This is a genomic window from Pseudomonas sp. (assembly GCF_017744435.1).
GTDB lineage: Bacteria > Pseudomonadota > Gammaproteobacteria > Pseudomonadales > Pseudomonadaceae > Aquipseudomonas.
Map to the genome: position 1 here is coordinate 17,594 of NZ_JAGIBG010000009.1, position 19,366 is coordinate 36,959.

Genomic DNA, 19,366 nt, shown 5'->3' on the forward strand with positions numbered 1-19,366 from the left:
TCCCTGTAGGAGCGGGCTTGTCCCGCGAATGGGCCGCTAGGCGGCCCCCAGCTATTTCTGCTTTTTCACCGCAGCCGGCGCCTTGCCGGCTTTCATCTGTTGCAGCAACGGCGTGCACTGGTTGGGCTCATCACCGCTGCTGGGCGCCACCAGCGCCAGCAACCCGGCAGCCGGCCCGGCAACCACGCCTAAAGCAACCATCCCCGCCCCGCGCAGCGCCAGCGGCACCGCCTGCACCCCGGCACTCGGCTTGGCAAACGGCCCGCGCACATACAGCGGCGAACGCAGCGAGAACAACCGCAACCCCTTGGATTCCGGGGTGACCTTCAAGTCCAGCTGCTCAGTGGCAAAGTTGGCCGTGCCATTGATGTAGATGATCGCGTTCTCGGTATCGAAGATGAACAACCGCGTGGTCGCCAGCCCGTCCTTGATCCCGACATCCGCCGCCGCGCAGTTGATCTTCACATCTTCGTCGCCGAACAGCTTGCCAACCACATAGTTGCCGACATTGAGCCCGGCGATCTCCATCAGGCTGCGGCTGATGGCGCCATCGTTGATCAACAGGCGCAGGTTGCCATTGGCTGTGCCCAGCAACGCCGCAACCGAGTTGCCGCGGCCACTGAGGTCGGCATCGCCGTTGAGCTCGCCGAAGCTGGTCTGCATCGGCGCGAAGCTGGGGAACAGCTGCTTGAGCTTGAAGCCACGCGCCGTCAGTTGGGCGTGACCCTGCAGCGGTACGTTGCGGCCGTCCAGGCGGATGTTGGAGGCCAGGCTGCCACCGGCCACGCCAAAGCGCAGGGGCTCCAGGCGCAGCAGGCCGTCGTCGAGGATCACGTGGGCGGACAGGTCGTTGAAGGGCAGCTTTTCACTGTGCACGATGCGCTTGCCGGCAAAGGTGACGTCGGCGTCCATGGCCCGCCAGCGTTCGGTGCGGAACTCTTCTACCGGCAGCACCTTGTCGGCCGGCTGCTTGCTGGCACCACCGCGGGCTTTCTGCTCGGCATTGGAGTCGGCGCCGATCAGCGGGGCCAGGTCCTTGAACAGCAGCTGGTTGGAGACCAGGTTGCCGGAGAGCTTGGGCCGTGGCTGGCTGGCGACGAAGGCCAGGTCGCCATGGATGTCGCTGTCACCGATCTTGCCGTTGAAGCCCTGGTAATTGAAGGTCGCGCCTTCGGCTGCATGCAGGTTGGCGCTGAGCCGGCCGTCGGTGGAATAGGCCGGGGTGTCGGGCAGCGTTACGCCGGTCAACGGGTAGAGGTTGCCCAGGCTGGCACCGGACAGGCGCAGGCGCAGGTCCAGCGCGCCGAGGTTACGTGGGTCGGTCAGGGTACCGGCGAGCACCACATGGGTATCGGCGATGTGCACGTCGGCCTGCAACGGGAACGGCTGGCTGGCGTCTTGCAACGCCAGCAGGCCGCCGATTTTGCCAGTACCGGACACCGGCTGGCCCTTGTAGCGGCCCTCGGCCTTGAGCCCGAACGCATAATCCTGGGCGCCTCCAACCTTGTCGGCGCTGGCCTTGCCGACGATTTCACTGAAGGGGATCGGTTTACCCAAGGGGTTGATCTGCACCTTCATGCTGGTTTTCAAGGTCTGGTCATCGAAGCTGACATTGCCCTGGTCGAAGCCGATGGCACCGATGTCCAGCTGCCACTTGGACGGTTCCTCGTTCTCGTCCTTGGGCCCGAAGTCGAAGGTCCAGTTGGCGCGGCCATCGGCCAGGCGCGTGAGGCTGGCGGTGGGTTTGGTCAGGTCGATGCGCGGGATGCTGATCTGCTGGAACACCAGCGGCAGCGGCGCCAGGCGGAACTCCACGCGCTCCAGGCCGACCATCTGCGGCTCTTTGAGCCAGTCAGGGTTGCCCAGGGTCAGGTCTTCGGCAATGAAGTGCGGCCACGGCACCCAGGCGCGCCAGCCGCCTTCTTCCGGCTCGCTGCGCCAGCGCACGGCGAGGTTGCCATTGATTGCGAATGGCCGATGCAGGGCCTCGGAAACCTTCTCGTTGAGCAGCGGCTTGACGCGGTTCCAGTCGAAGGTGGCGATGATCACCACCAGGATCGCCAGCAGGGTCAACAGGGTGGTTAAGGTCCAGACGAGGATTCTGGCGGGACGCGTCATTGCGTGATTCTCCTGACGGCATGGCACAAAGCAGGCGTAACGATGGCACTCAATATCTCGGACTGATGAAAACCCGCTGGGTTTTATCGGAGACGGCCATGATAGCGAGTTTTTTTCGGGTTTCTTGCTCAACTTTTGGTCTTGGGCTGGGTCTTCCAGCGCCTCGAATCATTACTGGCAAATAGCCGCACCACACCCTGAAACAGCTGGGATAGAGCGTTCAGCGGACGCTATCAATACCGTCGATTGTTACCATTACCCGTATGAACTTCTCTCTGGCGTCACCGGGCGTAGCATTGGCTTCGTACCCACTTTCCAGCCCCCGAGAGGAGCACCGAACCATGAAACGCACCCTGCTGACCCTGACCCTGTCGATCCTTGCTGCCAACGCCTTCGCCTTGCCAGCTGCTGACCAGCACCTGACCGCCGAATCGCGCTCCAGCGCTGCTGAAATCGCCCAACCGCTCAAAACAGTTGCCGAGGGTGGTTCGGATCGCTTGATCGAACGTTCTGGCCGTGTTGCCGAAGGTGGCTCGGATCGCCTGATCGAACGTTCTGGCCGTGTTGCCGAAGGTGGCTCGGACCGTCTGATCGAACGCTCTGGCCGTGTTGCCGAAGGTGGCTCGGACCGTCTGATCGAACGCTCTGGCCGTGTTGCCGAAGGTGGCTCGGATCGCCTGATCGAACGCTCTGGCCGTGTTGCCGAAGGTGGCTCGGACCGCCTGATCGAACGCAGTGGCCGCGTAGCTGAAGGTGGCTCGGATCGCCTGGTTGCAATCAGCCACGTGAGCTGATCGCCATGGCCGAAAAGAACAACCTTTGTCACACGGCTTGCTCCCCTCCCAGCCCGGTCCATTGACCGGGCTTCGTTTTTTTATCTAGAGTGCCCAGCCTCACCGTCACAGAAGCCCGCCCCATGCTGCCGCGCGCCGAACAGAAGCTACAGACCCGCCAGGCCCTGCTGGATGCCGCCTGCCAGCTCATGGAGAGCGGCCGTGGCTTTGGCAGCGTGAGCCTGCGCGAAGTGGCCAAGGCGGCAGGCATCGTGCCTACCGGCTTCTATCGGCACTTTTCCGACATGGACGCCCTGGGCCTGGCCCTGGTGGCCGAAGTCGACGCCACGTTCCGCCAGACCATCCGACTGGTACGGCACAACGAATTCGAGCTCGGCGGCATCACCGATGCTTCGGTACGCATCTTCCTCGACGTGGTCGCCGCCCACCGCGCCCAGTTCCTGTTCCTCGCCCGCGAGCAGTACGGCGGCTCGCAAGCCGTGCGCCAGGCCATCGCCCGCCTGCGCCAGGACATCAGCGACGACCTGGCTACCGACCTGGCGCGGATGAAGCGCTGGCAGCATCTGGACAACGCCGCGCTGGCGGTGATGGCCGACCTGGTGGTGAAAACCGTGTTCGCCACCCTGCCGGAACTGATCGACAGCCCGGAGCCGGGTTATCCACAGGTGCTGAGCGCCCAGGAAAAGATCACCCAGCAACTGCGCTTCATCTTCGTCGGCGCGCGCCACTGGCAAGGCCTGGGCAACCCACAACCCTAGTTCTGCTACCATGGCGCCCTGCCCGAAAGCGACGAGCGCCGACATGCCCAACCCCCGCCCCACCCTGCCCGAACTGGCCCGCTTCAACCAGCACTTCGCCGAACGCATCGTGCCGCTGTGGCAAGGGCCGGGCTGGAACGCCGACATGGCCCTGCCCTACGAGGCCCTGGACGCCCAGCACCGCCCGTTGCCAGTGCAGCGCTACCGGGCCATGGCCTGTGCTCGCCAGCTTTACCTGTTCAGCAGCCGTATCGAACAACCGGGCGCGGCCGAGCGGGCGGCGGCGCTGTTCCGTTCGCTGCAGAAACACTTCCACGATGCCGAGCATGGCGGCTGGTTCTACAGCATCGACGCCGAGGGCAAACCGCTGGACCGGCGCAAGGACCTCTACACCCACGCCTTCATCGTATTCGCGTGCGCGCACTACTGGGGCAAGGTCGGCGAAGGGCTGGTGGAAGCCACCCTCAATGCCGCCCTGGAAGTGGTCGACGAGCAATTCGCGCGGGATGATGGCCTGTATGAAGCCAGCCTCGGCGAAGACTGGGCCGACCTCGGCAGCGGCCCGCTGCAGAACCCGCAGATGCACCTGGCCGAGGCTTTCCTGCAAGTACTGGCGGTACGCGAGGACGAGCACGTGCAGGAATCTCTGCTGCAGTTATGCACAGCCCTGCAAGAACATTTCATCGAAGCACAGCATGGGCTGATGCTGGAGAAACCACGGGGCGCTGTGGATAACTGGTTCGAGCCGGGGCATCAGTTCGAATGGTTCTACCTGCTGGAAACCTCGCCGCTGCTGCGCGGGACCGCGCTGCATGCCTCCATCGAGCGGGCCTTCGGCTATGCCGAGTTGTGCGGGGTGAACAATGCGGCAGTGCTGGCCATGCTCGATGTGGAAGGCAACGTGCTCGATGCTACCCAGCGAATCTGGGCACAGGCGGAATACCTGCGGGCACTGGTGTTGCGCTCGGGGAATGAAGCGAAGCTGCTGGTCCAGCTGAAGGCAATGGAACAGCAGTTCCTGCATGCAGGTGGCTGGTATGAGTGCCGCGATGGTGAAGGGGCGGTGAGCCGGCATGACATGCCTTCGACTACGCCCTACCACCTGGCTACTTGCCTGGAAGGTCTGCAGCGCCTGGCCTGAAACCTCCCCTGTGGGAGCGGCCTTGTGTCGCGAAAGGGCTGCAAAGCAGCCCCAGCAATTTGTGCATTTGCGCTGAAACCCCGGGGCTGCTGCGCAGCCCTTTCGCGACACAAGGCCGCTCCCACTGGTCGGTGGCAGAGCCTCGGATCAACCCTTGGCCGAACGGTCGATCGAGAACCCTGCCCAGTCCTGGCTCACCGGCATCAGCTCGAGGCTGTTGATGTTGATGTGCGCCGGCTGGTTGAGGATCCAGAAGATGGTCTCGGCGATGTCCTGCGGCTGGATCGGCTCGGCACCGGCGTAGGTGGCATCGTACTTGGCCTGGTCACCGCCGAAGCGCACCAGTGAGAACTCGCTCTCGCACAGGCCCGGCTCGATGTTGCTTACCCGCACGCCGGTACCACGCAGGTCGCAGCGCAGGCTCAGCGAGAACTGGCCGACAAAGGCCTTGGTGCCGCCATACACGTTGCTGCCGGGGTACGGGTAGTTGCCCGCCACCGAACCCACGTTGAGGATCGACGCGCCACGGCCGTGGGCGATCAGGCGTGGCAGCAGCAGCCGGGTGGTGTACATCAGGCCTTTGATGTTGGTGTCGACCATGGTCTCCCAATCATCCAGGCTGCAGTTCTGCGCCGCATCCACGCCCAATGCCAGGCCGGCATTGTTGACCAGGCCGCGAATTTTCTCGAAGCCGGCCGGCAGGCTGGCGATGGCCTGCTCCATGGCCTTGCGGTCACGCACGTCGATAACCAGGCCGTGCACTTCGGTCTTGGCCGACAGTTCGGCGCACAGGGCATCCAGGCGGTCCTTGCGACGGCCGGTGAGTACCAGCTTCCAGCCGGCTTCGGCGAAGCGGCGGGCGGTGGCCTCGCCAAAACCGGACGTCGCGCCAGTGATGAATACGGTGGATGTCATGCTCTGTTCCTCACGGTAGGTGGTCATCGACAGCTTTGCAGCATGCCCGCGCCGGGCGCTGGCAGCAAGCCGTCCGGGCCGCTGTTCATTTTTTGTTCATATGCCCCAAAGCCTTGTGGCAGAGGGCTCGCCGCCAGCTATGCGCATGTTATCCACAAGGCTTTCCCCACGGATTGGGGGCAACTTGTCCACTGCGCGGAACCCTTTCAGCGTTCCGTGGTCGGTGGATATCTTTTCGGTGATGGCGCAACGCTTTCAAGCATGCCGCCTGCAGCGGTCTGTCCAAGGCTTTCCCACAGACTTATCCACAGATATTGAAGCACCTTTCCCGGGGCTTGGCCTGTGCAAAAAATACGTGTGGAATCATGCACAAAGGGCATCTGATCAATTTATGACCAGACCCTTGCAGGCCTTGCAAATAAAGGGATAGAGCGAGATGCCACCATGTTTTCCACAGGCGGCTCCACATTAATCGTGGAAAAGATTCAACCTGTGGAAACAAGGGCTTGCGAGGGGATTGTCGAGTGGGTCGAGAAAGATATGCGACAAGTTGTCCACATTTGAACCGGGGGCTGCCTGGCAACCCCCGGGATGCAACTCAATGCCCGCCAAGATAGGCGTTGCGCACCTCTTCGTTGACCAGCAGCTCCTGCCCCGTCCCGCTCATGCGTATCTGCCCGTTGACCATCACATAAGCCCGGTCCGACAACTTCAGCGCATGGTTGGCGTTCTGCTCCACCAGGAAGATGGTCATCCCGCTCTTGGCCAGTTCGCGCAGGGTCGCGAAGATCTGCTTGACCACGATCGGCGCCAGCCCCAGCGATGGCTCGTCCAGCAGCAACAGCTTCGGCCGGCTCATCAGCGCCCGGGCAATGGCCAGCATCTGCTGCTCGCCACCGGACATGGTCATGGCCCGCTGGTTGCGCCGCTCCTTCAGGCGCGGGAACAGCTCGAACATGCGCTGCATGTCTTCAGTGGCGTATTTGTCGCCGATGGGAATGGTCCCCATCATCAGGTTCTCCTCGACGGTCATGTCGGGGAACACCCGGCGCCCTTCCGGTGACTGGGCGATGCCGTTGGAGGCGATGTAGTGCGACGACTTGCGGGTGATGTCGGTGCCCCGGTAGACGATATGCCCAGACGCCGCCCGCGGCTGGCCGAAGATCGACATCAACAGGGTCGACTTGCCGGCACCGTTGGCGCCGATCAGGCTGACCGTCTCGCCTTCGTTGATGTGCATCGACACCTTTTTCAGCGCCTGGATCGGCCCGTAGAACACGTCCAGTTCCTTCAGTTCAAGAATGGGTGCACTCATACCAGTTCCTCTTCGTCGGCACCCAGGTAGGCGGCGATCACCGTCGGGTTGTGGCGGATTTCCTGCGGCGCGCCTTCGGCGATCACGTTGCCGTGGTCGAGCACGACGATATGGTCGGAAATGCTCATGACCATGCCCATGTCGTGTTCGATCAGCACCACGGTGATGTCGTGCTCGTCACGCAGCACTCGGATCATGCGGCTCAGGGCCTCGGTCTCCTGCGGGTTGAGACCGGCAGCCGGCTCGTCCAGGCAGATGATCTTCGGCCGCGTGCACATGGCCCGGGCGATTTCCAGGCGGCGCTGCTGGCCGTAGGACAGCTCGCCCGCCAGGCGGTTGGCGCAGTCGACCAGGTCGACCACTTCCAGCCAGTAGAACGCGTGGTCCAAAGCGTCGCTCTCGGCCTTGCGGTAGGCCTTGGTGTTGAGCACCCCGGCCAGCAGGTTGCGGTTGACCCACATGTGCTGGGCCACCAGCAGGTTTTCCACCACCGACATTTCCTTGAACAGGCGAATGTTCTGGAAGGTCCGTGCCAGGCCTGCGCGGTTGACCAGGTGGGTGCCGCCGAACATCTTGTAGTACAGACGGTTGGCAAAGCGCGCAGGCGACACGAAATCCGCCGCCTGGAAGCGCTCGCCAAGCAGCTGGATGACATTGGTGTGGCTGCCACGCACGTTCAGCTCGATGCGCCCGCCACTGGCCTTGTAGAAGCCGGTCAGGCAGTTGAACACGGTGGTCTTGCCGGCGCCGTTGGGGCCGATCAGGGCGAAGATCTGGTTGCGCTTGACCTTCAGGCTGACGTCGCTGAGCGCCTTGATGCCGCCGAACTGCATCATCAGGTTGTCGACCGAGAGAATGATTTCGTCGCTCATGGCGCCACTCCTTTACGCGGGGTCACACCGGTACGGCTGATGCGGATCAGCCCACGCGGTCGCCAGATCATCATCAGCACCATCAGCACACCGAACAGCAGCACACGGTATTCCGAGAAGCTGCGCAGCAGCTCCGGCGCCACGGTCAGCACGAACGCCGCGATCACCACGCCGACGGTCGAGCCCATACCACCAAGCACGACGATGGCGAGGATCAGCGCCGACTCGAAGAAGGTGAACGACGACGGGTTGACGAAGCCCTGGTAGGTGGCAAAGAACACCCCGGCCAGGCCTGCGGTGGAAGCACCGAGGGTGAAGGCCGAGAGCTTGACCAGCACGTGGTTCAGGCCCATCGAGCGGCAGGCGATCTCGTCTTCGCGCAGCGCTTCCCAAGCGCGGCCGACCGGCATGCGGGTCAGCCGGTGCTTGATGTACAGCACCGCCAGCACGACGATGAACAGCACGGCGTAGATGAACACGAACTTGAGGTTGGCGTTGTAGTCGATGCCGAGGAACTCGTGGATCGGCACCCCACCGTCCTTGGCCCTGCGGCCGAACTCCAGGCCGAAGAAGGTCGGCGACGGCGCCGGCATGCCGTTCGGGCCGCCAGTGAACGACAACCAGTTGTTCAGCACCAGGCGGATGATCTCACCGAAGCCCAGGGTCACGATCGCCAGGTAGTCACCGTGCATTCGCAAGACCGGGAAGCCGAGGATGCACCCCGCCAGCGCTGCGGCGATGGCCGCCAGCGGCAGCACGCTCCAGAAGCCCAGGCCGAGGTACTGGTAGCCCAGCGCCAGGCCGTAGGCACCGATGGCGTAGAACGCCACGTAGCCCAGGTCGAGCAAGCCGGCGAGGCCGACCACGATGTTCAGGCCCAGGCCCAGCAGTACGTAGATCAGGCCGAGGATGACCACGGTCAGCAGGTACTTGTTGGCGAATACCGGGAAGATGATGGCGATCACCACCAGCGCCGGGATGATGTAGCGCAACCGCGACTTGTAGTCCGGCGCATTGACGTGCACGCCCGACCCGCCGCTGTCGAAGCCTTCGAGCATGCGCCGCCCGGCGGCGGTCTGCACGTAGAGGCTGAGCAGGAAGCGCCCGAGCATCACCCCGCCGACCAGCCACGCCACCCGGCGTGGTTCGGCGTTGAAGGTGTAGCCGTCGAGCACCACACCGACGATCGGGCCAAAGACGATGAGCGCCAGCAGGCCGGCGACGATGGTCTCGAGCAAGCTGCGCTTGATGTCGAAACCTTTGGTTTCAGAGGCAGAAGCAATCTTGGCAATCGACATGTTCACACCTTAGCCACGAGCGGGCGACCCAGCAGGCCTTGTGGGCGGAAGATAAGGATCATCACCAGCAGCGAGAAGCTGAACACGTCCTTGTAGTCGGAGTTGATCAGGCCAGAGAACAGCGACTCGGAAATCCCCAGGATGATCCCGCCGAGCATGGCGCCTGGCAGCGAACCGATGCCGCCCAGGACCGCGGCGGTGAACGCCTTGATGCCGATGATGAAGCCGGCATAGAAGTCGAAGGTGCCGTAGTTGAGGGTGATCAGCACGCCGGCCAGCGCGGCCATCACCGCACCGATGACGAACACGTAGGAAATCACCCGGTCGGTGTTGATGCCAAGGATCGAGGCCATCTTGCGGTCTTGCTGGGTAGCGCGGCACATGCGGCCGAGCTTGGTGTACTTGATCACATAGGTGAGCAGGCCCATGCCGACGAAGGCTGCCACCAGGATGAAGATCTTGGTGTAGGTCAGTTGCACGAAGCCGGTGCCTACGTCGATACGCATGGCGCCTTCGAGCAGGGTCGGCACGCCTTGCTGGCGGGCGCCCTGGCTGATCTGTGCGTAGTTCTGCAGGATCAGCGAGATGCCGATGGCACTGATCAGCGGTGCCAGGCGGGTGGAGTTACGCAGGGGTTTGTAGGCGATGCGCTCGATGGTGAAGCCATACACGCCCGTGACGACGATGGTGAACAACAGCGTGCCCAGCATCAGCAGGGGGAACGACTCGATACCGAAGTAAGCCAGCAATGCCAGGCTGATCGCCGCGAGGTACGCGGAGATCATGTACACCTCGCCGTGCGCGAAGTTGATCATGCCGATGATGCCATAGACCATTGTGTAGCCGATGGCGATCAGGCCATAGACCGACCCGAGGGTCAGGCCGTTGACCAGTTGCTGCAGGAAAATACCATCCATAACGCAATCTCACCTGAGCGAGACTGCACGAACGCTGACTACCACAAGCCACGGGTGAAGCGGCCCCAGCAGCGCAGAACCGTGCACGTCTCCGAATAAGGACAGGTACCGCAGGGGCAATGGCCCGGACGGGCGTCCGGGCCAGCTGCCGTTATTATTTTTGTTTTTCCAGCTGGTGGTACTTGCCTTGGGCATCCCACTGGTAGACCACGTAGTCGGAGACTTTCAGGTCGCCCTTGCTGTCCCACTCCTTCTTGCCCATGACGGTTTCGACCGGGTTGGCCTTGAGCCACTTGGCGGCGTCTTCGCCCTTGTTCGACTTGGCGCCGTTGAAGCCGGCAGCCAGGGCCTGGACCGAGGCGTAGGCATACAGGGTGTAGCCTTCAGGCTCGGTACCGGCCTTGCGGAACTCCTCGACCACCGCCTTGCTTTCCGGCAGCAGGCGCGGGTCGGCGCCGAAGGTCATGTACACGCCATCGACGTACTGCGCGCCGCCGGCGGTGGCCACTAGTTCGTCGGTGACGATGCCGTCATCGGACATGAACTTGACGTCCTTCAGGCCCTGCTCGCGCAGCTGGCGCACCAGCGGGCCGGCTTCCGGGTGCAGGCCACCGAAGTAGACCACGTCGGCACCGGCGGCACGGATCTTGGTGACCACGGCGCTGAAGTCCTTCTCGCCACGGGTCAGGCCTTCGTACAGCACCGGCTTGACGCCACGCTTCTCCAGCTGCGCCTTGGTCGCATCGGCCAGGCCCTGGCCGTAGGTGTCCTTGTCGTGCAGCACCGCGACCTTCTTGCCCTTGAGCACGTCGACGATGTAGTTGCCTGCGACGATGCCCTGCTGGTCGTCACGGCCGCACATGCGGAACATGGCGTTCAGGCCGCGCTCGGTGACCTGCGGGTTGGTGGAGCCCGGGGTAATGGCGATCACGCCGGCTTCGTCATACACCTCGGAGGCCGGGATGGTGTTGGAGGAACAGAAGTGACCGACCACGCCGATCACCTTGTCCTGGTCGACCAGGCGGTTGGCCACGGCCACGGCCTGCTTCGGTTCGCAGGCGTCATCGCCTTTCACCAGGACGATCTTCTCGCCATTCACGCCGCCAGCGGCGTTGATCTTGTCGGCCGCTGCCTGCGCACCTTTCATGTACTGCTCGCCAAACGCTGCGTTGGCCCCGGTCATGGGACCCGCGACGCCGATCTTGACGTCGGCCTGAACATACGAAGAAACACCCAGTGCCGTAGCTACGGCAAGAGCCAGGAAACCTTTCTTGTAAAACGTCTGCGACATGAGGTGGTGCTCCTAGAGTTTTTTTAGTGTGGCACTACAACTTCTCAGCCCTGTGCTCAGAGCAAGGGCCGTGCCATCGGTTTTGTCTTCCGGGAAAACACACTGCAAAGGTCGCCCCCTGGCGACCGACGGCCTTTTCTTTATTGAGCGTGCAACCGTCTGCCACGCGGCAGGCGCCACCACACGTACAGACAAGGAGCAACCGTCGAGTGCCATCATTGCAACCCTGGCAAGTGTTTACGTGCAACCGCCCTGTAACAGTGGACGTCACCGAAGTGCACACCGCTGGTGCGCGACTGCTACAGGCAGCACTGTTTCAAGGCTAGCTGGTGCACGGAAAAACACCTGATTTGGCCATTACGCGGCCTCTGTGGGCGTGGGCCTGCCCGCGAAGAGGCCGGCCCAGACACAACAAGACCGAAAAGACTGGCACAATGTCCTCCATTCGCCGCTTCTGGAGCCCCTTTTGATGAGCGAGAGCGCATTCGCCGAGCGCATCGTGCACAACCTGCTCGACACCGACTTCTACAAGCTCACCATGATGCAGGGCGTGCTACACAACTACCCAGACGCCGACGTCGAATGGGAATTCCGCTGCCGCAACGGCGAGGACCTGCGCCCCTACCTTGGCGAGATTCGCCATCAGCTCGAACTGCTCAGCGACCTGACCCTGGATGATGGCCAGCCGGCCTTTCTCGAACGCATCAGCTTTCTCAAGCCCGACTTTCTGCGCTTTCTGCGCCTGTTCCGCTTCAACCTGCGCTATGTGCGCATCGGCATCGAGAACGACCAGCTGTTCCTGCGCCTGAAAGGTCCCTGGCTGCACGTGATCCTGTTCGAAGTGCCGCTGCTGGCCATCATCAGCGAAGTGCGCAACCGCCACCTGCACCCGCGCATGCGCCTGGCCGAGGCCCGTGATCAGCTGTACCGCAAGTTCGACTGGCTGCGCGCCCACGCCAGCGACGACGAACTGGCCGACCTCCAGGTCGCCGATTTCGGTACCCGCCGGCGCTTTTCCAGCCGCGTGCAAGAAGACGTGGTGCGGGTACTGCGCGACGACTTCCCGGGCCGTTTCGTCGGCACCAGCAACGTCGACCTGGCATGGAAACTGGATATCAAGCCACTGGGCACCATGGCCCACGAATGGATCATGGCCCACCAGCAGCTCGGCCCGCGCCTGATCGACAGCCAGATCGCCGCACTGGACTGCTGGGTTCGCGAGTACCGCGGCCTGCTCGGCATCGCCCTGACCGACTGCATCACCATGGATGCCTTCCTCAACGATTTCGACTTGTACTTCGCCAAGCTGTTCGACGGCCTGCGCCATGACTCGGGCGAGCCGGTGGCCTGGGCGGAAAAGGCCATCGCCCATTACCAGAAGCTGGGAATCGACCCGATGACCAAGACCCTGGTGTTCTCCGATGGCCTCAACCTGACCCGCTCGCTGGAGATCTTCCGTGCCCTGCGCGGTCGCATCAACGTCAGTTTTGGCATCGGCACCAACCTCACCTGCGACATCCCTGGTGTGGCGCCGATGAACATCGTGCTTAAAATGACCGACTGCAACGGCTCGCCAGTGGCGAAGATCTCCGACGAAGCCGCCAAGACCCAGTGCCGCGACGAGAACTTCGTCGCCTACATGCGTCACGTATTCAAAGTCCCCAGCAAGGAGTAACCCATGCAAGCGGTTCAGCAAGAGATTGCCCAGGCGCTGAAGGTACAGCCGCCGTTCGCCGACGCCGCTGCGCTCGAGGCCGAAGTCGCCCGGCGCGTGGCGTTCATCAAGGACTGCCTGGCCAATGCCCGGCTCAAGACCCTGGTACTGGGCATCAGCGGCGGCGTCGATTCGCTGACCGCCGCCCTGCTCGCCCAGCGCGCTGTCAACGAGCTGCGCGCCGACACCGGCGACCAGGCCTACACCTTCATCGCCGTGCGCCTGCCGTACCAGGTTCAGCATGACGAGCACGACGCCCAGGCTTGCCTGGAGGTGATCAAGGCCGATGAGGTGCACACCGTCGACATCGCTCCGGCCGTGCGCGCACTGGCAGCGGAAGTGGTGGAGCTGAAGAATGGCTCGCCGACCTTGGTGGACTTCGTCGTCGGCAACGTCAAGGCACGCACCCGCATGGTTGCCCAGTACACCATCGCCGGTGCCCGCGCGGGCCTGGTGATCGGCACCGACCACGCCGCCGAGGCGGTGATGGGCTTCTTTACCAAGTTCGGGGATGGTGCCTGCGACCTGGCGCCGCTGAGCGGACTGGTGAAGAACCAGGTGCGGGCGATTGCGCGCAGCTTTGGTGCGCCGGAATCGCTGGTGGAGAAGGTGCCGACGGCGGACCTGGAAGACCTGGAACCCGGTAAGCCTGACGAGGCCTCGCATGGCGTGACTTACCAGCAGATCGATGCCTTCCTGCATGGGTTGCCAGTGGACAGGGAAGCGTTCGACATCATCGTCGCCACCTACCGCAAGACCCAGCACAAGCGCGAACTGCCGTTCGCCCCGTGAAAACGACCGGGGCCGCTAAGCGGCCCCGGTTTTCACTGCATGCTTACTTGAGCGTGACAGTGCCTTTCATCATCGAGATGTGGCCAGGGAACGAGCAGAAGAAACCGTACTTCTGATCAGCTGCCAGCTTGGATACATCGAACGTCAACTTGTCTGTCTCGCCGGCACCAATGATCTTGGTGTGGGCGATGATGCGCTCATCACCGGCCTTCAGGTAGTTCTTCTCGATCCCTGCGGCCAGGCCGTCGTTAGCGATCGGCTGCATGTCAGCTTCCTTGCTGATGACCACGTTGTGGCCCATGACGTTCTTCGGCAGGTTGCCGGAGTGGGTCAGGTTGACGGTGAATTCCTTGCAGCTCTTGTCAACGACGATGTCCTTGGTGTTGAACGACATCTGGTCGGTCGAGTCGACGGTCACCGAGCACTCGGCTGCGAAGACAGAGGCGCTGGCGAGGGTCAGCAGGGATACCGCTACAGCTTTCGCAAACATCATGAATCTCCTTGGCAGGGTTTTATCAATCGCGAGACTGCCTGAAACCGTTCAGCCCCCTGCTGATATGGGTCAAGGGGGTGTCAAGTGGCCAGACAGTTGAATTGTTCAATGGATTGTATACAACCAATCTAAGGGCACATCATGCCCTTTTAATAGACGATGGGACAACCTCTCATTTAGGAGCAATCGCAATGTCCCTTTCAAGTTTCATGAACAGCCTGCTCGCCGCCTACGCCCAGGGGGCCACGGGTGCCAGCTGCGAATTCTCCCGTCCTGAGTGAAACCGACATTGGAGACGTCAGACTATTCGCTTTACCCTGTCAGCGATATGACTGGAGAAGCACGATGTCTGTACGTTCCGTTTGTGTGTTCTGTGGCGCCAGTATCGGCGCCAACCCCGCCTACCGTGAAGCGGCCGTTGCGCTTGGCCAGGCCATTGCCCGTCGCGGCCTGACCCTGGTTTATGGCGGAGGTGCGGTGGGCCTGATGGGCACCGTCGCCGATGCGGCCATGGCGGCCGGCGGTGAAGTGATCGGGATTATTCCCGAAAGCCTGATGAATGCCGAGATCGGCCATAAAGGCCTGAGCCGGCTGGAAGTGGTCGACGGCATGCATGCGCGCAAGGCGCGCATGGCCGAGCTGAGCGATGCCTTCATTGCCCTGCCGGGTGGCCTGGGCACGCTGGAAGAGCTGTTCGAGGTGTGGACCTGGGGGCAACTGGGCTATCACGCCAAGCCGCTGGGGCTGCTCGATGTGAATGGTTTCTACGAGAAGCTGGGCGGGTTCCTCGACCATATCGTCGAAGAAGGCTTCGTGCGGCCGCAGCATCGGGCCATGTTGCTGCTGGCGCAGCAGGCAGATGAGCTGCTGGACGGGATGGAGCGGTTCGAGTCGCCAGTGTTGCCGAAGTGGGTCGACAAGAAGCCTGACTGATCTCGATCTGTAGGCCGAACACCTAACCTGTGGGAGCGGGCGTGCCCGCGAATGCGGCAGTGAATCCACCATCGCATTCGCGGGCACGCCCGCTCCCACAGGGTTCTATGCAGCTTTCAAGGTCAGCGCGGGATTACTGGCTGGCGCGGCTTCTTGCCCTTGCCGCCACCACCCTTGGCTGCTTCCTTGCGTTCCTTGGCCGCCTGCTGGTTGCGGGCGAACGCCTCGGCCTTGGCCTTCTCGCGCTTGTCCCACGGCTTGCTGCCATCGCTGCCACGCGGCGGCAGGCCGGTGTGCTGGGTAAGGATCTTCTGGTCCTTGCCCACCTTGTGGCTGCCGGCCGGGGTCGAGTTCTTGCGGCGCGCGCTCTGGTACGTGTCGGTCTGCGGCTGGTGCAGCGGGATCAGTTGGTGCTTGCCCGGCCCGATCAGGTCGGCACGGCCCATGCGCTGCAGCGCTTCACGCAGCATCGGCCAGCCCTTCGGATCGTGATAACGCAGGAACGCCTTGTGCAGGCGGCGCTGCTCCTCGCTCTTGACGATCTCCACCCCTTCGCTCTTGTACGTGACCTTGCGCAGCGGGTTCTTGCCCGAGTGGTACATGGCCGTCGCCGACGCCATTGGCGACGGGTAGAACGCCTGCACCTGGTCGGCGCGGAAGCCGTTGCCCTTGAGCCACAGGGCCAGGTTCATCATGTCTTCGTCGGTGGTGCCCGGGTGCGCGGCGATGAAGTACGGGATCAGGTACTGCTCCTTGCCCGCCTCTTTCGAGAACTTCTCGAACATGCGCTTGAAGCGGTCGTAGGTACCGATGCCCGGCTTCATCATCTTGTCCAGTGGGCCACGCTCGGTGTGCTCCGGGGCAATCTTCAGGTAGCCGCCAACGTGGTGGGTGACCAGCTCCTTGACGTACTCCGGCGATTCCACCGCCAGGTCGTAGCGCAGGCCCGAGGCGATCAGGATCTTCTTCACGCCCGGCAAGGCACGGGCCTTGCGGTACAGCTCGATCAGCGAGCTGTGGTCGGTGTTGAGGTTTTCGCAGATGCCCGGGAACACGCACGACGGTTTGCGGCAGTGCTTCTCGATGTCATGGCTCTTGCAGGCGATGCGGTACATGTTGGCGGTCGGTCCGCCAAGGTCGGAGACCACGCCGGTGAAGCCCGGCACCTTGTCACGCATCTCTTCGATTTCGTGCAGGATCGACTCGTGGGAGCGGTTCTGGATGATGCGGCCTTCATGCTCGGTGATCGAGCAGAAGGTGCAGCCACCGAAGCAGCCACGCATGATGTTCACCGAGAAACGGATCATCTCGTAGGCCGGGATGCGCTCCTTGCCATAGGCCGGGTGCGGAATACGCGCGTAGGGCATGCCGAACACGTAGTCCATTTCCTCGGTGGTCATGGGAATGGGTGGCGGGTTGAACCACACATCCACTTCACCGTGTTTCTGCACCAGGGCACGGGCGTTGCCCGGGTTGGTCTCCAGGTGCAGCACGCGGTTGGCGTGGGCATAGAGCACCGGGTCGTTACGCACTTTCTCGAACGACGGCAGGCGGATCACCGACTTTTCCCGAGTCACGCTCGGGCTGTCGAGGATCTGCACCACCTTGGCTTCGTTCGGGTCTTCCTGGTCGCCCTTGGCCTGCTCGATGGCGCAGGCCTGGGTGTCCTGGGTGTTCACGTACGGGTTGATGATCTTGTCGACGCGGCCCGGGCGGTCGATACGGGTAGAGTCGATCTCGTACCAGCCCTGCGGCGTGTCACGGCGCACGAAGGCAGTGCCGCGCACGTCGGTGATCTGCTCGATGCTTTCACCCTGCGACAGGCGCTGGGCCACTTCAACGATGGCCCGTTCGGCGTTGCCGTACAGCAAGATGTCGGCGCTGGCGTCGATCAGGATCGAATGGCGGACCTTGTCCTGCCAGTAGTCATAGTGGGCAATGCGGCGCAGCGAGGCCTCGATGCCGCCCAGCACGATCGGTACATGCTTGTAGGCTTCCTTGCAGCGCTGGCTGTACACCAGGCTGGCACGGTCCGGGCGCTTGCCCGCCAGGCCACCCGGGGTGTAGGCGTCGTCGGAACGGATCTTCTTGTCCGCGGTGTAGCGGTTGATCATCGAGTCCATGTTGCCGGCCGCGACGCCAAAGAACAGGTTCGGCTCGCCGAGCTTCATGAAGTCGTCTTTGGACTGCCAGTTCGGCTGGGCGATGATGCCCACGCGGAAGCCCTGAGCTTCCAGCAGGCGGCCGATGATGGCCATGCCGAACGACGCGTGGTCGACGTAGGCATCCCCGGTCACGATGATGATGTCGCAGGAATCCCAGCCGAGCTGATCCATCTCCTCCCTGCTCATCGGCAGGAATGGTGCTGGCCCGAAGCATTCGGCCCAGTACTTGGGATAGTCGTAGAGTGGTTTGGCTGCTTGCATGTCAGTGACCGGTTCTGGTGTGCAGGGAAATCGCGGGCGCGGAATATAGCACAAATTTTGATCAAATCCGACGGTGGTTGTCGGATTCATGTGAGGCCAGTGGCTTATTCGTCGTCGTCGAAGTTGTACATGCCCGGCGCGAGGTTCTCGAAGCGGGTGTATTTGCCGATGAACGCCAGGCGCACGAAGCCGATGGGGCCGTTACGCTGTTTACCGATGATGATTTCGGCTACGCCCTTGTGCTCGGTCTCGGGGTGGTACACCTCGTCGCGGTACACGAACATGATCACGTCGGCGTCCTGCTCGATTGCACCGGATTCACGCAAGTCGGAGTTCACCGGGCGTTTGTTCGGTCGCTGCTCCAGGGAACGGTTCAGCTGCGACAGGGCGATTACCGGGCAGTTGAATTCCTTGGCCAGGGCCTTGAGGGATCGGGAGATCTCGGAAATCTCGTTGGTCCGGTTGTCACCGGCCGACCCTGGAATCTGCATCAGCTGCAGGTAGTCGACCATGATCATGCCGATTTCACCGTGCTCACGGGCCAGACGGCGGGTACGCGCACGCATTTCCGAAGGGCTGATGCCGGCGGTATCGTCGATGAACAGCTTGCGGTCGTTGAGCAGGTTGACTGCCGAGGTCAGGCGCGGCCAGTCATCGTCGTCCAGCTGACCGGAACGCACCTTGGTCTGGTCGATGCGACCCAGCGACGAAAGCATACGCATGATCAGCGATTCACCTGGCATCTCGAGGGAGAACACCAGCACCGCCTTTTCGCTGCGCAGCACGGCGTTTTCCACCAGATTCATGGCGAAGGTGGTCTTACCCATCGACGGACGGCCGGCGACGATGATCAGGTCGGCTGCCTGCAGGCCGCTGGTCTTCTCGTCCAGGTCGGTGAAGCCGGTGGACACACCGGTGATGTCGCTGTCGGAGTTGAACAGCGTGTCGATGCGGTCGATGGCCATGGTCAACAGTTCGTTGACGCCCACCGGGCCGCCAGTTTTCGGCCGCGCCTCGGCAATCTGGAAGATCTGCCGTTCGGCATCGTCGAGGATTTCTGCAGCGCCACGCCCTTGCGGGTTGAAGGCGTTGTCGGCGATGTCGGTGCTGATGCTGATCAGTTGGCGCAGCGTGGCCCGTTCGCGAATGATCGCGGCGTAGGCCTTGATGTTGGCCACCGACGGGGTGTTCTTGGCCAATTCGGCCAGGTAAGCCAGGCCGCCGACCTGCGAAGAGACGCCTTCCTTGTCCAGCTGCTCGTGCAGGGTCACCACGTCGAATGGCTGGTTGGCGTCGGCCAACTTGTGCACGGCACGGAAGATCAGGCGGTGGTCATGCCGGTAGAAATCGCCATCCGACACCTGGTCCAGCACCCGCTCCCAGGCGTTGTTGTCCAGCATCAGGCCACCGAGCACGGCCTGTTCGGCCTCGATGGAATGCGGCGGCACCTTCAGGGCAGCGGTTTGCAGGTCGAGCTGTTCGGAGTTGGTGATCTCGTTCATGGCCACGAAAGAATTCTGGAGGATGAAAAAGACAAAGGGCACGGCCTGAATGAACAGGACCGTGCCCGATGTTAACCGGCTATCCCG

16 protein-coding genes are annotated in these 19,366 nt (G+C 62.7%); 6 read left to right on the forward strand and 10 right to left on the reverse strand.

Features of this window, described 5'->3' with window-relative positions:
• Window positions 1-51: 51 nt before the first annotated feature.
• Window positions 52-2,118 carry an AsmA family protein gene (locus J7573_RS08760; RefSeq protein WP_294332667.1) on the reverse strand — a complete coding sequence of 689 codons (2,067 nt, stop codon included), beginning with the start codon at window positions 2,116-2,118 and terminating at the stop codon, window positions 52-54.
• Between the two features lie 341 nt (window positions 2,119-2,459).
• On the opposite strand from J7573_RS08760, the gene J7573_RS08765 reads away from it, so the two are divergent.
• From J7573_RS08765 to J7573_RS08775, 3 genes are all read left to right on the forward strand, one after another.
• Window positions 2,460-2,912 (forward strand): phage infection protein, encoded by a 453-nt coding sequence (locus J7573_RS08765; RefSeq protein WP_294332670.1) that lies wholly within the window; start codon window positions 2,460-2,462, stop codon window positions 2,910-2,912.
• A gap of 122 nt (window positions 2,913-3,034) precedes the next feature.
• The gene (locus tag J7573_RS08770) at window positions 3,035-3,670 is read left to right on the forward strand and encodes a TetR family transcriptional regulator (RefSeq protein ID WP_152956971.1); all 636 of its coding nucleotides are present in this window, start codon (window positions 3,035-3,037) and stop codon (window positions 3,668-3,670) included.
• A 43-nt stretch (window positions 3,671-3,713) separates the two neighbouring features.
• Complete coding sequence (locus tag J7573_RS08775) at window positions 3,714-4,811, forward strand: AGE family epimerase/isomerase (RefSeq protein ID WP_294332677.1); 1,098 nt, start codon at window positions 3,714-3,716, stop codon at window positions 4,809-4,811.
• A gap of 147 nt (window positions 4,812-4,958) precedes the next feature.
• Here the strand turns inward: J7573_RS08775 and J7573_RS08780 are convergent, their stop codons facing one another.
• The 6 genes from J7573_RS08780 to J7573_RS08805 form a co-directional block, all read right to left on the reverse strand.
• Entirely contained in the window at window positions 4,959-5,726 is a 768-nt protein-coding gene (locus tag J7573_RS08780; protein ID WP_294332680.1) for an SDR family oxidoreductase, read from the reverse strand.
• Between the two features lie 598 nt (window positions 5,727-6,324).
• Window positions 6,325-7,041 carry an ABC transporter ATP-binding protein gene (locus J7573_RS08785; protein ID WP_103445872.1) on the reverse strand — a complete coding sequence of 239 codons (717 nt, stop codon included), beginning with the start codon at window positions 7,039-7,041 and terminating at the stop codon, window positions 6,325-6,327.
• Entirely contained in the window at window positions 7,038-7,913 is an 876-nt protein-coding gene (locus J7573_RS08790; RefSeq protein WP_085676784.1) for an ATP-binding cassette domain-containing protein, read from the reverse strand. The genes J7573_RS08785 and J7573_RS08790 overlap by 4 nt, the downstream gene beginning before the upstream one ends.
• Complete coding sequence (livM, locus tag J7573_RS08795) at window positions 7,910-9,211, reverse strand: high-affinity branched-chain amino acid ABC transporter permease LivM (protein ID WP_152956978.1); 1,302 nt, start codon at window positions 9,209-9,211, stop codon at window positions 7,910-7,912. Before livM ends, J7573_RS08790 begins: the two co-directional genes overlap by 4 nt.
• Before the next feature lie 2 nt (window positions 9,212-9,213).
• Window positions 9,214-10,128, reverse strand: coding sequence for a branched-chain amino acid ABC transporter permease (locus tag J7573_RS08800; protein WP_060510621.1), 915 nt, complete (start codon window positions 10,126-10,128; stop codon window positions 9,214-9,216).
• A 154-nt stretch (window positions 10,129-10,282) separates the two neighbouring features.
• The gene (locus tag J7573_RS08805; protein WP_294332694.1) at window positions 10,283-11,419 is read right to left on the reverse strand and encodes an ABC transporter substrate-binding protein; all 1,137 of its coding nucleotides are present in this window, start codon (window positions 11,417-11,419) and stop codon (window positions 10,283-10,285) included.
• A gap of 469 nt (window positions 11,420-11,888) precedes the next feature.
• Between J7573_RS08805 and pncB the strand changes: the two genes are divergently transcribed.
• Together pncB and nadE are read left to right on the forward strand one after the other, a co-directional pair.
• The gene (pncB, locus tag J7573_RS08810; RefSeq protein WP_294332698.1) at window positions 11,889-13,094 is read left to right on the forward strand and encodes a nicotinate phosphoribosyltransferase; all 1,206 of its coding nucleotides are present in this window, start codon (window positions 11,889-11,891) and stop codon (window positions 13,092-13,094) included.
• 3 nt (window positions 13,095-13,097) lie between these two features.
• Window positions 13,098-13,925, forward strand: coding sequence for an ammonia-dependent NAD(+) synthetase (gene nadE / locus J7573_RS08815; protein WP_294332700.1), 828 nt, complete (start codon window positions 13,098-13,100; stop codon window positions 13,923-13,925).
• A gap of 43 nt (window positions 13,926-13,968) precedes the next feature.
• On the opposite strand, the gene azu is transcribed toward nadE, so the two are convergent.
• A complete protein-coding gene (gene azu / locus J7573_RS08820; RefSeq protein ID WP_294332702.1) occupies window positions 13,969-14,415 on the reverse strand; it encodes an azurin in 447 nt (148 codons plus the stop codon).
• Window positions 14,416-14,763: 348 nt separating this feature from the next.
• On the opposite strand from azu, the gene J7573_RS08825 reads away from it, so the two are divergent.
• Window positions 14,764-15,351: a TIGR00730 family Rossman fold protein gene (locus J7573_RS08825; protein WP_294332704.1), complete on the forward strand. Its 588-nt coding sequence runs from the start codon at window positions 14,764-14,766 to the stop codon at window positions 15,349-15,351.
• A gap of 122 nt (window positions 15,352-15,473) precedes the next feature.
• On the opposite strand, the gene J7573_RS08830 is transcribed toward J7573_RS08825, so the two are convergent.
• Window positions 15,474-17,777 carry a YgiQ family radical SAM protein gene (locus J7573_RS08830; protein ID WP_159412315.1) on the reverse strand — a complete coding sequence of 768 codons (2,304 nt, stop codon included), beginning with the start codon at window positions 17,775-17,777 and terminating at the stop codon, window positions 15,474-15,476.
• 104 nt (window positions 17,778-17,881) lie between these two features.
• A complete protein-coding gene (gene dnaB, locus J7573_RS08835; RefSeq protein ID WP_103446235.1) occupies window positions 17,882-19,279 on the reverse strand; it encodes a replicative DNA helicase in 1,398 nt (465 codons plus the stop codon).
• Window positions 19,280-19,366: the final 87 nt, after the last annotated feature.